This window comes from Streptomyces sp. NPDC059788 (genome assembly GCF_042732265.1).
GTDB lineage: Bacteria > Actinomycetota > Actinomycetes > Streptomycetales > Streptomycetaceae > Streptomyces.
The window spans coordinates 81,864-96,709 of record NZ_JBHWHY010000012.1 but is presented as its reverse complement, the minus strand read 5'-3'; the positions used below and the strand labels follow the sequence as shown (position 1 = coordinate 96,709).

Here is a 14,846-nt window from a genome sequence, read left to right as displayed (position 1 = left end):
CGCCGTACGTCGTACGGTGCAAACCCCGCCCATAAGCTCTCTTGCAGCGATACCGAGAGCTCCTGATCAGGAGATTCGTCCGTGGTGCACGTGATCCGACGACCGGTGTACGTCAACCGTCCCGGCATAGCCGAGGCAGACTACATCGTCGAAAATTCGCCGATTGTGGAGGACATCGCCACCTGGTTCAACCGGAAAGAAGACGACAGCGCCGAAGTACGCGAGGCGAAGTACGCGACGGCCAAGGAGGTCGCCTCCCGCATTGCGGGCCAGACCGGCGTCACCTACCGACGTTTCAACCGGCCCCTGCACGAGGTTGCCGAGCCCATCCCCATGCGCGAGCGCAATGACCGCGCCGTCAGCGCCGTCAGGCAGCTGTCCTTCACCGCCGCCGAGCGGGCGCTGACTGCCGCGGGCATCGACGCCGCCGACATCACCGGCCTCATCACGTTCAACGCCACCGGTGACCGTGCCCCAGGGCCTGACGCCGCGGTCATCAACGCCCTGGGGCTCCGTCCCGACATCTTCCGTGTTCCGATGACGCAGCTCGCCTGCGCCGGCGGGGCACACGCCCTTGGCCTCGCCGCCCGCTTAGTAGGGCCCGACGACAAGTTCCTGGTCGTCGGCGCGGAGGACCTCAGCACCTCATACCAGCGCAGCGACAACACGGCCATCGAGCACATCGCCTACAAACTGCTCTTCGGCGACGGTGGAGCTGGAACCGTCGTGAGCGGCGAACCGCTTGCCGACCCGGGCCTGGTCATCGAGGAGACCTGGCAGTACCTCCAACCCGACACCCTGGATGCCTACGCCACCCGGCATGAGGCCGACGGCCTGCATTTCGACAGCACCAAGGAGGCACTCAAAGCGGTCTCCGCCGTCCTGCCCCACCTGCCCTGGCCGGGCCAGGAGGCTGAGTTCGCCGTGCTGCACCCCGGCTCCCGGAAGATCCTCAACCTCATCGAGGAGAAGGGCGGTGTCTCCCCCGAGGCGGCCCGCCTCTCGCACGAAGTTCTGGCCAACGGCGGCAACGGCGGTGGGCCCACGGCGCTGCGCATCCTGGACCGCCTCCACGACGACCCGCCCGCCCCCGGCGCCTGCGGCCTGAAGATCGGCTTCGGGCCCGGGTTCTGCGCCGTGGCCTCCCGCGTGCGTTGGATTGCCTGACCCCGCACGCTCTTTCCGTCTCCGCACGATGCGGCTGGCGCCCCCAATGATGGTGGGGGCGTCAGCGCTTCGACGGTAGCGGACCTGACGCTTGGTCACATTTGCAATCCACTCAACGGCCGGTCCCAAATGCGGAGTTCCCGGGGCCAATCCGGGGCCTCCGAAACCCTCCGGCCAAGCCCCACCGTACGCCGTGCCCCGCGCTACGGCAGCCGTTCCCGCACATGCCGCAGGCCCCGTCACGGGCCGCGCCGCCGGCGGTACCACCAGCGGCGCGGCGCCGACGGCGGCCAGTGCCGCGGCGGTGAGGAAACCACGGCGGTCCAAAAGGGTTCCCTCGGTGGTCCACGGTGAGGCCCATACGGCGCTGTGGTCGCGGATGCCGAGGAGGAGCCAGTGCGGCCAGGCCCGTGCGCGCACTTCGTCCGCTGGGATGCCCAGGACGGCGGCCATGGCGAGTTGCGTGGGTTCGGTGGGGATCTGGGGGCGTACGGGGCGGGTCCAGCGGGAGAGTTTCTCCTTGCCAGTGTGACGCGGCGCGGTCCGGACGGGAACACGGTCCGGACTGAAGGCAACCGGAGCAACCTCCTCGGCTCTTTCGGACGGGTGGGCGGAGCGCTGTCATAGCGGCATGGCAGCGCCGCCACCCGGGCGGTGCTCCACCGAGGGGGTCTCGCGATGCAGCAGCCCCAGACCCCGGCGCCGTGGGCGCGGACGACGAAGGCGGTGGCCCCGACCGCGCCGAGGGTGACCGCCGCGGCGGTCACCGCCCTTCAGAGCCGGGTGGCCCGGGTGGCCGCCTCCGACACGCTGGAAAGCGCGCCGTTCAGTTACCACCACTGACCTGCTCCGGTCCCGGGAAGGCGTGGCCGCCGTCGCGCACCATGGCGGAGGCCACGCCTTCCGTCGTATTCGCCTCATTTGGAGGAGCACGATGGACTGCTCGCTGATGTTGACGTTCCTGGGCCACCAGACGTGGCTGGTGGAAGGTGGCGGGCGCCGGGTCCTGGTCGACCCGGTCCTGGGCCCCGGATTCGGGCTCTCGCCCGCGCTGGAGTTCCGCATCTGGCCGCCGCGCGAGATCGAGACGAGCCGAATGCCGGAGCTGGGGCAACAGTGCCCTCAAGAACTGTGCGCCGGCCTGGCCGACCGCCTCCGGGCGGTCGGCAGCGTGATCACCAGCCGGGCGCACCGGGTAAGCCGAGAGGTACGCTTGCCAACTTTGCCCCATCGGGGGCAAAGTTGGTTCCTCGTGTCCCCTGCCCCCCGGAAGGGCTGCACCATGAGCGCCAGTCTCGCCAGCGGCATCGCCCAGGCTCTGGGCGAACACGCCGACCAGTACGACCTCGAGGCCCTCACGGCCGCTCTCAGCGCCGGCGGCGCCACTGACGTCGATGACATTCCCGAAGAGGAGTTCTGGGCCACCGTCGACACGCACGCACTGCCCGACAGCCCCGAGCCGAGCGCACTCGATCGGTTCAAGACCGAGGTGGGGGAGGCAGTGCAGACGGAGGCCGGGGTTCCGGCCGTCTGGCGACGCGGGGGCGTGACTCTGAAGATCGAGGGTCACTCGCGCGTCAACATGTCGATGCCGCAGGTGTCAGCCGTCTACCGTGTCACCGTTGCGGGACGTGAGACCGTACGGCTCACCCCTGCCCAGGTGTTCTCCTGGCCCAGACTGTGGGAGACGGTCGAGTCCTACCTGGACGCCTGGACCGGCGCCGTGCAAGAGCGCCGCCAGGTATACGAAGAGGCCGTCCGGGCCGCGGGGGCCGCCCGGCAGGCCGCCCGGCAGGCGGATGCGGCAGCCAAGCGCGCCTACCAAGATCTCACGGTGCTCCAGCCGTCCGGCGAAGACCCGGTGCGGCACGCCACCATGTCGCGGGACGAGGTGGCCGAGTACCTCGGTATCGCACCCGGGTCCGTACGCCGTCAGATGAACCGGTGGGGGATCGAGGCCGACGCGTACGAGCGCGGCGCCTCCAAGAGCGCCGAGGCCCGCTACCCGGCCGCCGTCGTCCAGGCGCGCGCGGCCGCCCGGCCCGGCCAGGGCCGCCGCAGCGACCTCCGCTGACTTCAGCATCCGGCAGTTCGGGGTGTGCTGGATTCGCCGGTACTGCCCCGCCCCGCCGCTGGAATGAGTCACCATTTGTGCAAGTGAGCCCTGCCCGTACCGAGATCGGAGTCTGCCAATGACATGCCCCGAGATGCATCCGGCTCTGGTCCGCTGGGGCTACGTCGAGCCCTGCCCCGGCTTACGGGCGCCGGCGAAGTGGGAAACGGCCCGGCTGGCGGTGCAGGCCGGCGACTACCTGGCCCAGCACACCAACCGCCCGACCCCGTCGGAGAATCCGCCCGCGCACAAGGGCGGAAGCCCGGCCCCGTCTCCGCTCGTCGCGTACGGATGGGTCCGCGCACGCGGCTGGCGGCGGATCGTACCGGCCCACGGGCAGCAGTCGCTCGCGGCAATGGACCCCGCGACAGTGGCCCGCCGGATTACGGCAGCCAGCCAATCCGCGCTGCCCGCCGCACTACGCGGCCTGGTGGACAGGACGGTCCGCATTCTGAGGCACGACCTGGCGGACCTGCCCGACGGAGTGGCCCTCACGCTCAGCCAGGTCACCCTGCCGGACGAATGGTGGGCGTACCTCTCCAGCGGCTGGCTCTCCACCCTCACCGGTGCCCCGGGGCACAGCATCATGCTCCCTCTGCCTCCGGTGCATCAGGACCCGTACGACCGGTACCTGGCCGACGCGATGCGGTGGCTCGATGACGAGGACCGGGTCGATCTCGATCCGGTCAAGGAGGCGTTCGCCGCCCGTACCCCGGTAGCCCCAGCCCTGGTGGTTGAAGCCATGGCCGCTTTGCGCTACGACACACCAGGTATTCATGACCGGCCCACCCGGACAGCTCTGGCGCGCCTGCTATCCCTGTACAGCACGGGCCTTTGCTCCGACGACCAGGAACTGATCGACCTGAACGCGTTCCTCGGCAGGACGCGGGACACGATTTCCGCCAGCGGCGTTCGTCCCTCCTCGGACTAGCACGCGCCAACCATGCGCCGTATCGCGCGATACAATCCTTCTGTATCGCGCGATACTTCTCTGGTAGCGTCGCCGTCATGAACAACGCTTCCGCGGACGGACGGGGCGGAGACCCCGCCCTCTACTTTCCTGACGCTGATACCGCCTACGACGCGTGCCTTCGGTACGCCGACGACATCGCCGCGGTGAGCGACCGCCGTGATCCGCTGGTCCGCGGAGCCCTCCGGGTTTTCGAGGAGGAGGGGCTGGCCGCCAAGACCGTCATCCACCGTGCCACCGGCCTCGGGAGGATGACGATCGACCGCATCCAGGCCGCCGGCGCGGACCTGCCGGAGGTCACCGAGGCACACTTCCCCGACATGCTGCTGTACGCCCATGTGCTCGATGTGCAGGCCGATCGGGTGCGGGAGCAGGCCGCGGGAAAGACCACCGCAGCCGAGCGGGACAATGACCGCACGGTGGCCATGGCCCTCCACGGCATCGCGGACTCGGTGCGCGAAGTGCCAGGACCCGGCGGGGACGCCGACATTCAGGACCTGGCGGCGCGTGCGCGCCGTCAGGCGGCTGGCCTGCGGGCGGGCACGAGCTACCTCGACGAGGGCCGCCAGATCCAGCGCTCCGGAGGCGACTCCCCCTACGCGCAGACGATGGCTCAGCACCTCGAAGCCGTCGCCGCGCAGCTCACCGCCTTCCGGCTCCGCGGCGATGACGCCTTCGCCGACCTTGATGCCGACCTGGTCGCCGAAGCCGAGCGCCGCTCGAAAGCCGAGAGCACCGCGGCGCAGAACGCTCTTCTGGGGGAGCGCTACGCCGCCGCGTGGAAGCAGGGGCGCTCCGTCCACGGCAGCAGGGAGGCCGACGAGACCGCCATCCGCATCGCCGATCTCGCCCGGCGGCGCGACGAGCTCCAGGCGGAGATGGAGCAGCTTCTGGCGCGGGCCCGGCGGGAAATCTGCGGGGACGCCCTGCAACCGGCCGCGCCCGAGGACTGGGACGACGAGCTCCTGTCACCCGCCCAGGTGCGCGAGGTCGCCCAGGACCCGGTCGTGCGCCAGCACCTGACGGTGCTGCTGGGCGAGCAGAGCGTGGCCGACTTCCTCGCAGCCGACAATGAGGGAGCCTAGAGATGACCGAGATCAGCAGCCTAGACATCCTCGCGATGCGCCTGAAGAGCGTTCACCTGGAGGGCATCGATCCGCGGTTCCACCCGGGGCCGCCCGGAGCGCGGGGCCTGGACGGATATCACAGCGGGTCCGGACTGCTGGCGATGGCCACGGCTGGCCACCACCTCGACGACTCGGCCTACGAGGCCCTGGCCAAGCGCGCGTACAGCAAAGGGGGTTCAGTGGGCCTGAAGGGGCCCCGGGCCGCCTACGTGGGGGTGCATCTGCTGGCCGGCCACGTGGCCGCCGAGTCCGTGCTCGCCACCTGCCGGGCAGACGACTCGGCCCGGTGCGACACCGAGCTGATCGACGGCGTGCGCGGCGTCATCACCCATCTGTGGCCGACGCCGGCCGCGGCCTATGCGCCGTGGGACGTACGCATCGGAGGGCGCCTGCACCGGCACGTCCAAAGGTTCGACTACCGCGACTTACACCCCGCACTGTCCGACCTGGCGCGCACGGCCATGTGCCAGAGCGATCGGTACCCGGCGGCTCTGCGAAAGCTGCACCGGAGCGTCGGCCAGCACTGCGAGTACCGCCAGGACCGGCTGGACCTGCTCGGGGAGGCTCTCATGCGACTGCTGCCGAAGCAGACGGACGGCGAGGACCAAGCAGTCACGGAAGAACACGTTGCTCAGCCCCGATAGGCAGGACTCGATAGCTATGCCTGAAGCACAAGAAGGCTCCCCGGACGTCGCCGCGTTCATCGACTGGCTGGTGGAGCAAGCACCCAAGCACGGGTGGGACCAGGCCGTCATCGACTCGCGCATGGAGTACCCCAAGGAACTGCTCAGGCTCGGTCAGAAGATCATCGACCGAACACCGCCCAGCAAGAGGTTCGACCTCCCGCCGTTCGTGTGGGACGTCATGGAACTGGTCGGCAAGCACACGCACGAGCTGAACACGTTCCAAAGCGAGGCCGCCCAGCACTACTTCACCAAGTACACCCCGCGGTAACTCCACGCACTAGAGGCCCGGCCGCACCGAGCAGCCGAGCCCTTCTGCGGTCTGAAGCGAAGCGCTTGCGTGATCGCCCCGCTCTCAAGCGGGCCGGTCAAGCCCACGCCGATGGTTAGCCGTGCACGCTACCAACGGCCGCTGCCGAAACGTACGTCCAACCCGGAGACCAGGTGGGATGTACGAGAACCATTGCCGCCTGCGCCGGTCGCCACGATGGGACTAATCTCTGCGGCGGAGGCGCACTGCCGGGCTCCCTTGGACCCGCATCGCGGGTATGCGGCCCGTCACCGGCACGGGCTGACCTGTCATGGCCGTCTACCGGCCCCGGTCAAGCTCACACCCGCGGAGCGTCCTCATGTTCCCTCTCGCCCCTGCCCGCTGCCTGACCGTTCCCACCGCCGAAGGCGGGGACCTGGTGTTCGCGCACCTCCCTGGAGCCGGGGTATGCGTGTGGGCCAGGGCCCTGGCGCGACGCGTTGACGAATACCCCCGCCGGCCCGGACGGCGTGCCGCCCCCCTGTTCGGAGGCGGCATCCCTCATGCAGGATGGGTGGCGCTGGCGACGTTTTTCACCACCTGCACCGAAGACCCTGCCCCCGGCCCCTCGTGCACCTGTCCGTGCCTCAGATCGTGGGCACCCCGCCGCTCCCGATCCGATGTGGCCAAGAAGGCAGGCAGAGCAAGACCAACAAGGCATTCTTCGTCACGTTCACGGTCTCCCCGCTGTGCACCCTGGGCCCGTGGACCGGGGCCGCTCCCGAGCTGCTGCTGTCCTACGTACGAAAAGGCTCCTACTACCCAGCGGGGCGTTCGCGGGTGAAGCCGCGGCCATCTTCTTGGCCGCCGTCCGGGATATCCTCGGCTTCTTCGTCGCCGGGCTGGCCTTGCCCGCCACCGGCTTCTTGCCGGCGGGCGCCCGACGCGCCTTGCTGCCGCTGGGCCCGGCGGAGGTGCGGGGCTGGGGCACCGCGACAACGGCGTCCTCGCTCGCCGTCGGCAGGAACGCGGGCGTCTCAGGTTCCGCCTCCTGGGCCGCGGCGGTTTCGCCGGCCCGTCAGGTTCTTCCTGGCTCGTGGCCGCCGTGCTGAGCTCGGAGGACGCGTCGCCGGTCAGTACCCGCAGGTGCTGGAGGGCCTGGCGTGCCGATGACAGGCGCTGTTCGACCTCACGCAGCTGATTGCGCAAGCGCTCTTCGCGAGCGGACAGTTTTGGTACTTGCCGTTCGAGGTCGGCGAAGGCGTGCTGGAGGGCGGATGTTTCGACAGTAGGGGTCACTCTGTGTCCTTCGGCCACTGCCTGACAGTGATCCAGACTCCGTACGCGCCTCGCGCCGCATAGGGGCTCCCCCGTAGGCCGCATCTCATCCCTTCGGCCAGAACATATGTCCTGACCGAAGGGCAGCCCACCAGCCTCAAGTCCACCCGAGATTGCCTAGACCTGCGCTTCTTCAACGGCGGCCTGCTCGAGGGCAACAGCGAATACGCCGCCGCGGCGATGCGCGGCCATCTGCCGCCCGCCCCCTCTACGCGGCACTCGGCCTCACTCGGGCCCCACGCATCGCTCCGGTGGAGGCCGACGTCAAGCTGATCCGGTGACCGCCCTGGCCGTCGCGGGTACTCACGTGATCAGCCCCTCAGCGCCCCTGTCCGTGCCGCGAACTCCGCCAGTCCGGGCTGGCGGGCCGAGGAGTAGAGCAGATCCGTGGTGAGGACCTGGACTGATGGGCGCCGGGCTTCCTCGGGCGCTTGGCGTTCGATGGCGCGGAGGGAGGCGAAGGTGCGGGTGTGGTCGCCGAGCTGGTGGTACATGCGTGCGGCATCGGTGTGGAAGCGGGCTCGGCGCTCCGCGGTCGGGAAGGCGGTCGCGTCGATGCGACCGACGACCGGGGCCGCCTCGTCCGGTACGCCGAGCTTGTTGAAGATGCTCAGGCGGAATGACTCGCACTGCGCGCGGGTGGCCTGGATGGTGGCGCCGTCCAGGCCAGGGCCGTAGGGGATGCGCTGCCCGATTTCCTGGGCTTCGTCCACCAACTCCAGTGCGACCGTGCGGTCTCCGTAGTGGGCGCAGGTGTAGCCGCAGGTCAGCAGCATCGCCGCGCGTACGGCCCGGGCCTGGTCGATAGGGTCGTCGGCCAGCTGCCGGCTGGTGCGAAGCAGGAGGTCGGCGGCTTGGCGGTAGCGGCCCGCGCGGCGCATGGCGACGGACAGCATCCGGGTGGCTTCACCGAGCGGGGCGGGCTGGCCGCAGGCGCGAGCGGCGGTCAAGGCCCGGTCCGCCGCGACCCAGGTCGCTTCGGACCTTTGTTTGCTGGCGAATTCTCCTGCAAGGCTGTAGGCGTAGGAGGCCAGGGCATTGGCTTGCTCTCTCGCGTGGCCGGTGAGGTGGTCGCGGGTCGCGTCGGCGGCGGCGAGGAGCAGGGGCAGTTCGGTGCTCAGGGTCTGGTAACGGGCGTGACGGAAGTCCTCCCGCACCCGGCCAAGAGCCCGCTCGAGCCGGCTGATCGGCACGGGCCCGGCGGCAGGCAGATTGAACAGGGCCGTTTCCAGCCCCGCACCCAACTCGCCCGGCGGCTGGTCCGCGGCTGCCCGGGTGCCGGTGAGTAGGACAGCGCTGATCCCCGCTGCTCCGGTGAGAAAACCCCTGCGCCGCACGGTGCCCTCCTGCTGGCTCTCGCTGGTCCCCGTGGTCACCGTAGCGGCCACCGTACGGGTGCATCCTGGGCTTGGCGTATCTGGGACCGGTTCTCGCTCCGGTGGGTGAGCGGCGCCGATCAGCTCATCCGGTGAAATGCCCAGAGCGGCGGCGATATGCAGCAGCGTCACCCCCGGCGGGATGATTTCGCCGGCTTCGACGCGGCAGACCCACGAAGCGGAGTAGCCCACGAGCACCGCGAGCTGCGCCTGGGTCATCTTCGGCCGCCGGGCACCTCGTCGGCCCCGGATCAGTGCACCGAGGTCAGGGCGGCTACTGGCGCGAGCGGCAGCGCCACGCCTCGCCCGGCTGGACGGACGATGAGAAGGCCGAAGAGGCCAAGCTCCGGGGCCGTCGTCTGGAGCTGGCCGAAGCGATCGGTACGCACGACTTCTGGTTCACGCTGGCCGAGGCCGACCGGCCCAAGGTCCGCAGCGCTCTCAAGCACATAGACGACCCGCAGGACGGTGCCTGATCCGCAGGCCACGGCCGTCAAGCATGGTGCGCCGAGAGGCGACCGATGTGAAGCACCCCTACCGATGCCGGGTCTGCTGGAAGCGGGCGCCAATCATGACCGGCGCCGGGATACTGCCGACTGGCTGATGTCACCGCCGTGCTCATGGCCCTTCGCCTACGCAGCCCCACAGCCCCCGCGTCGGCGTGCGCTTGCTGCCCAGGCCGGCTCGACGTGGTGTCTGCGGCGGTCGACGAAACAGCAAGGTCGGCACCGACCTCACTATGGTGACCAGATGCATGCCAAGCGTCCCTTCTTTCCTGTACGCCCGATCCGAGACGTCAAGGCGGTCTACGCCCGGCAGTCCAGCTGCTTCGGCGACTGTGGGGTCGTCACCGTGGACTTCGAGCCCGGAGCCGAAGGGGTCGTGTTCGAAGTGGCCGTTCCTCTGGACATCCACGGCTTCACCGACATCGACCAGGCCGAGCTGTACTCGTTTCAGGCCGCGCTGGAGGAGGGAATCCGCGAAGAACTGGCAGAGCTGGACGCTGTGACCACCGCGGCGGTCACGGTCGTGCTGCGCAGCATGGAGGTCCACGCACAGGACTCCCGTCCCCGGTCCTTCCGTGCGGCCGGACGCATCGCCGTACACGCTGCGTTCGCCCTGACGGAGTCGTAGGCGGCGCGGCGCTGAGTTCTCGGTGTGTTCGACCAGCGCAAACAGGCCCGGGCTGTCCTCGGTGAGCCGGCCCCGCCAGGTCAGACGCTTCAGCTTCGCCCACACCGAATCCACCTTCGCAGCCCCCTCACCCAGCCCGATCACCACTGACACCGCCTTCGACCGCATGGCTCTCATGCGACTGCTGCCGAAGCACACAGACGACGAGGACTGAGACGCGCCCTGAGCCCCGGTCACGATCCGGCTGCGCCACCGCTCCCACCAACTGCAGTCGATCGCCATGCCCCGTGCTCTGACCATCGGACTGCGCTCCAACACCGTCCTCGACGATATTTGTCACGCCAGTGCCCTGGCAGCCCTGCGGTACCTGGCCGACTCGCGCTGTCCGTTGGCCGAGCTCCGTACATGCCGGGCCCGTTCACCAGCGGACGGTGTTGGCAGTGCACGGGAGCACAATGAGAGGAAGTCACCCTTCTGGAGCAACTGGAGCAGGATGGACCGGCGCCTCATTCAGACTGCGGTTTTCGGTAGCCCGGACTCAGACGACCCGGCACTGTGTCCCGAGACGCCCGAGGAACTGAAAGCCTTCCGGCGCGAGCACGACGGGATCACTATCTGGTGCGGCACCCAGTTCGAGGGCGGCTGCGGCCGGCGGTTAACAACCCGGCTATGCATGGAAAAAATATGCCACTTCGCCCATTACGGGAGCAGTGGGGCTGGCCAGCCCTGTGGCCGTAAAGACCGCGGCAAGGACGACGCCAACCACCTCTTCGCCAAGGCGCATTTGGCGTCGTGGCTGCGTACTCAGGGCATCACCGCTGAGTTCGTCTTCCCCGAGCCACTGGGATCCGCGGTGGCAGTCTGCCTTCAGGACGGGCGGTCTCTCCTTCTCCATCTCGACCGGAGCCGGCCCGCCCCGTGGGACTCCAGCACATGGGAGGTCATCCTGGGACCGGGCGTGCGCGACCCCCATGCCCTCACCCGGCGTGGCTACCTCCACCGCGTACGCTTCGTCGACCGCCCCGGCGGCGGCCGCGTCATGCTGTTCGGCACCGAGCTCCACGGCCGGGGCACGGAACACTGGGACGCCTTGGACGACATTGCCCTCGGCCCTGACGGCCTGGCTTCGAGGACCAGGCCGGCGCCCCCCACACACCGGCCCCGTTGCCGCAGCGAGCGGAGTCGGCGGGCGGCGGCAGGGAGATCGTTACCATCGCCCGCCACACCGCCCCGAGTCCCCGGCGCGCCGACCCCGTCCAGACGTTGCTGCGCCACCTCGACACCGACAACGCCAGTCCCAAGAAGATCCGGGCCACCGTCGAGACAATCCATCAACTGCTGGAAACGGACTTGCACCCCGACGACGCCAGCCGCCTGCGCTACGTCCTGCCCAAGTGTCAGCGGCGACTGGAACAGCATGCGCAGCACCGGCGAAGCATGGTTCGGCAGCTGAAGCAGGCTCCGACGGAGAAACTGCATTCGCTGGCCGTCCAACTGCTGCGGGACGACCCTGACGCCTCGCAGGAGGAGAGGGACATCGCCGATTCCCTGACCCTCCGCATGGACAGAAAGCGAGCTGAAAAACGGGCCGCACAACGAGCTGCTGCTCAGCTCGCACGCGAGGAGAAGCGTCGGGCGCAAGAGAAGCGGCATGAAGAGCGGCTCCAAGAGGAGGCGCGGAAACTCGAGGCCATGCGCCAGGCCATGGAGCAGGAACGGGCTGAGCGGGCCGCCGCTGCGGAAAGAGCGAACCGAGCCCGCGAGCGGGCGCATGAGCAGGCCCGTCAGGCCCGTGCCGAGAAGGCGGAAAGACTCGCCCCAGCCGTCCGCGGCGCCCTGAAGAAGGCGGCTCGCGAACATCGCGTCACCACATGGGTCGAGCTTCGGAACAAGACCGGCCTGCGCCAGCTCGAACACCTCAGCCATGAGGACAAGCTCGCACTGCTTACCCTCGTCGAGGCCGATACCGCTGCGGAGGAACCGTTGTGGTCCAGCCTCCTCGTCGAGGACGACATACGTCTTCACCGCGACATCTGCCGGCTTCTCGGCCGCCCGCTGCCCGTCGGCGATGCGGAACTCATTGATCAGCTCACCATGGAACGCCACTGGCTTCACCGCCAGCGGTGACCACCCGGGCCGAGCCCCGGTATCTGCCAGCGGATGGCGGCCTCGGTCAGGGCGTCAGCGCGGTGCATCGAGATTCCAGTACGCCGTCCGGCTTGTGGGCGATGCCAGGAAGGTGTCGCCCACGCGGACGCGCCGCCCGCTGACCGGAGCCGCCCGCTCGGTGACTCGCAGCCCGGAGGCCCCCCGCCCTGCGGCGTCCTCGCTGCAGCGCTGGCGAGGCCCATCCGTCCGGACAGGTGGTCATGCTGTACTCGGCTTTACGGGCCTCGGTATTGGTCTGCGCAGGCCAGGCCTCTTTCGAGGGTGGGGCCGGTGGATGGGCAAGGCGGTCGTCGGTCAGGACGCCGGGCCAGCCGACGTATCGGTGGTGGAGGCTGAGCGGTGTGCCCCAAGGTGAGTCACGATCCCGTTGCCCACGTGCCTATGTCCTGGTACGGCCGACGTCCGAGCAAGAGGACGACGGATGGCCTTGTTCCGCCATGGCGGACCATCACGGAGCCAGGGTCGCACGCGGGCTTGCGGTGCTGCTCACCGTGTCTCTTGAAGTGAGCGGCTGGTCGGTCGCCGAGTTGTCCCGGCGAAGCGGGGTCAGTCGGCTGACTATCACCAATGTGCTCGGCGGCCGGGTCTGGCCCGACCTGCTGACCATCGCCAATTTGGAGCTGGCCCTGGATCTCGAGCTGTGGCCCGGCCTGATGCGCGAGGCGGGAACGGTGGAAGGGAGCACGCAGAGCCGGTCGGCGGGGCCCGAGGCGCGGTGGTGGGCTCCGGAGGACCTGGCCGACCTCCCCTCGGACAGCGCACGGTGGGAGGAGATGCGCGATGTGGCCTTGGCGCAGAGGCGTTGCAACGACGCTCTCCTCGCGACGCTCGGCGATCACCTACAGCCGTACCTCAACGCGGAGCGAGAGGCCATCAACGGCGGGGCCCAGGTCCCCGCGCGTCGAGCTGGCTGGTGAGGCCCTGCTAAGGGGGCGGAGGTGACGAGCCTTAGCTCGCGGCGGGCAGGCTTCGGCGGACGTGCTCGACGAAGGCGGCGACGCGCTTATCCCGCTGCCGGGGTGCCAGTGACGTGGTGAGGTCGTGGACGTACCCGTGAGCGCGAGCGGACCGGACCCGGGACAGGAGCTGCATCGAGCGGTCAGCGACCACCAAGCCCTGGTCCAGGTCGTCATTTTGCAGATGCACGGATGCCTCTACCGCGAGGCGGATTCCCACCGCGCGCGTGTAGCGGTCGGTCGGCATGGCGTCCGCCTGGCGACTCCAGGCAAGCGCGTCGCGCGAGCGGCCCAGGTCCCGGTAGATCTCCGTGGCGTCGGTGGCCAGGCGTTCGTGCGTGTAGTAGTTCATCCACACTGGTTGGGTATCGGGCCGTGCATGGCCGAGCAGGTTCTCCGAGAGGACGAGGGCGGCGGTCGCCTCGTGCGCTTCCCCGGCGCGTGCGTGGGCACGCGCCTGAGCGAGCTTCGCGAACGACAAGACCTTCGCGCCGTCCGGAAGGTTCTTCGCGCGCTCGTAGGCGCCCTCGGCCATGTCCACGGCCTCAGACGGGTGTCCTCGCAGGAAAGCGGCCAGGGACATGGTAGTCAGCACGTAGGCGCCGACCTGGACGTCCCCGGCGGCGCGCGCTAGGCGCAGGGCCTGGATGAAGTGCCGTTGCGCCGCGCCGTGATGCCCAGCATCGAACGCGCTCCAGCCGATCTGACGGGTCAGCTCTGCAGTGGCCCGGAAGAGTGCCTTGCCGGTTTCCTCGGTGTAGGTGCCCTGCAACAGCGGGGTGGCGTACTCCCGCAGGCATGTCGCGATCGAGGACGATTTCCAGTTCCCCCCGCCGAAGCGGGAGTCCGCCAGGCGCGCGTCCTCGACGGCCTGCCACAACTGGTCGAGGTCCCCGCGCCCTACGCACCGGGCGCCGCGGTGGCCGGTGGCGGCGTCGGCCGGAACGGCGAGCCACCGGGTGACAGGGACGGCGAAGGAGCCGACGGCGAAGGAGCGGTTGAGGAATGCTCTGCGGTCCACGTGTCTCCAGAATGTGGTGACGCCGCGTACGGCGTCGGCTGATTCACGCGGGAAATCCAACCCCACGTCAGGGTTCCCGCCTGGCGGTTCGCTCATGTTGATATCGGCGACGCTGACCGGACGCCCGAGGCGTTCTTCCAGCGCAGCGGCGATGCAGGCGGGGACCGGCGGGCGGGGGATCATGCCGCGCTTTACCCAGTTGGTAACACTCGTATGGGTGTACTGCGTCAGAATTCCGGCTTGCCAGGTGAGTTCGTTGACGCGCAGCGCGAGCGCGTCGCGGCTTGCCCCGGATGCCTTCAGCAACCGATCCAGATCTGTGTTCGGATGCCAATTGCGTTCCTGCCACCGCGTCACAGTGCCCCCCAGCTACGGGTTCCGAGAGGCGAGGATAGCGCCGCGAGGGCGGGCGCAGACCGCTCACAGCGTTACCGGTTCATGTGATGTGTGAGCCCCTTCGCGTGAGGAGTCGCCCGCCCGTCCCCGGAGGTTTTCTGGGGTTCCGGCCCAGCCCCTTGGGCCTGGCCCAACTCCTCTTGGAG

General features: G+C 69.2%; 13 protein-coding genes. 11 read left to right on the top strand and 2 right to left on the bottom strand.

The genetic code is table 11. From position 1 onward, the window contains the following. Positions 1-81: 81 nt before the first annotated feature. From ACFV57_RS13215 to ACFV57_RS13185, 7 genes are all read left to right on the top strand, one after another. Positions 82-1,167 (top strand): PhlD, encoded by a 1,086-nt coding sequence (locus ACFV57_RS13215; protein ID WP_385229809.1) that lies wholly within the window; start codon positions 82-84, stop codon positions 1,165-1,167. 678 nt (positions 1,168-1,845) lie between these two features. Next, positions 1,846-2,010 (top strand): hypothetical protein, encoded by a 165-nt coding sequence (locus ACFV57_RS13210; protein ID WP_385229806.1) that lies wholly within the window; start codon positions 1,846-1,848, stop codon positions 2,008-2,010. A 439-nt stretch (positions 2,011-2,449) separates the two neighbouring features. Next, positions 2,450-3,241 carry a hypothetical protein gene (locus ACFV57_RS13205; protein ID WP_385229803.1) on the top strand — a complete coding sequence of 264 codons (792 nt, stop codon included), beginning with the start codon at positions 2,450-2,452 and terminating at the stop codon, positions 3,239-3,241. 118 nt (positions 3,242-3,359) lie between these two features. Further along, the gene (locus ACFV57_RS13200; RefSeq protein WP_385229800.1) at positions 3,360-4,211 is read left to right on the top strand and encodes a hypothetical protein; all 852 of its coding nucleotides are present in this window, start codon (positions 3,360-3,362) and stop codon (positions 4,209-4,211) included. 77 nt (positions 4,212-4,288) lie between these two features. After that, positions 4,289-5,335: a hypothetical protein gene (locus tag ACFV57_RS13195; RefSeq protein ID WP_385229797.1), complete on the top strand. Its 1,047-nt coding sequence runs from the start codon at positions 4,289-4,291 to the stop codon at positions 5,333-5,335. 2 nt (positions 5,336-5,337) lie between these two features. Then, positions 5,338-6,021: a hypothetical protein gene (locus tag ACFV57_RS13190; protein ID WP_385229795.1), complete on the top strand. Its 684-nt coding sequence runs from the start codon at positions 5,338-5,340 to the stop codon at positions 6,019-6,021. Positions 6,022-6,037: 16 nt separating this feature from the next. Further along, on the top strand, positions 6,038-6,331 hold the full coding sequence (locus ACFV57_RS13185) for a hypothetical protein (RefSeq protein ID WP_385229792.1): 294 nt from the start codon (positions 6,038-6,040) through the stop codon (positions 6,329-6,331). A 1,628-nt stretch (positions 6,332-7,959) separates the two neighbouring features. Here the strand turns inward: ACFV57_RS13185 and ACFV57_RS13180 are convergent. Then, positions 7,960-9,243, bottom strand: a complete 1,284-nt coding sequence (locus ACFV57_RS13180) for a helix-turn-helix domain-containing protein (protein ID WP_385229789.1) — start codon at positions 9,241-9,243, stop codon at positions 7,960-7,962. A gap of 35 nt (positions 9,244-9,278) precedes the next feature. Between ACFV57_RS13180 and ACFV57_RS13175 the strand changes: the two genes are divergently transcribed. The 4 genes from ACFV57_RS13175 to ACFV57_RS13160 all read left to right on the top strand — a co-directional run bounded on the left by ACFV57_RS13175 (position 9,279) and on the right by ACFV57_RS13160 (position 13,244). Then, on the top strand, positions 9,279-9,500 hold the full coding sequence (locus ACFV57_RS13175; RefSeq protein ID WP_385229786.1) for a hypothetical protein: 222 nt from the start codon (positions 9,279-9,281) through the stop codon (positions 9,498-9,500). A 274-nt stretch (positions 9,501-9,774) separates the two neighbouring features. After that, complete coding sequence (locus ACFV57_RS13170; protein ID WP_385229783.1) at positions 9,775-10,158, top strand: hypothetical protein; 384 nt, start codon at positions 9,775-9,777, stop codon at positions 10,156-10,158. 1,164 nt (positions 10,159-11,322) lie between these two features. Beyond that, complete coding sequence (locus ACFV57_RS13165; protein ID WP_385229780.1) at positions 11,323-12,285, top strand: hypothetical protein; 963 nt, start codon at positions 11,323-11,325, stop codon at positions 12,283-12,285. A gap of 479 nt (positions 12,286-12,764) precedes the next feature. Next, entirely contained in the window at positions 12,765-13,244 is a 480-nt protein-coding gene (locus ACFV57_RS13160) for a multiprotein-bridging factor 1 family protein (RefSeq protein WP_385229777.1), read from the top strand. A gap of 31 nt (positions 13,245-13,275) precedes the next feature. On the opposite strand, the gene ACFV57_RS13155 is transcribed toward ACFV57_RS13160, so the two are convergent. Beyond that, positions 13,276-14,661 (bottom strand): sporulation associated protein, encoded by a 1,386-nt coding sequence (locus ACFV57_RS13155; RefSeq protein WP_385229774.1) that lies wholly within the window; start codon positions 14,659-14,661, stop codon positions 13,276-13,278. Positions 14,662-14,846 lie beyond the last annotated feature (185 nt).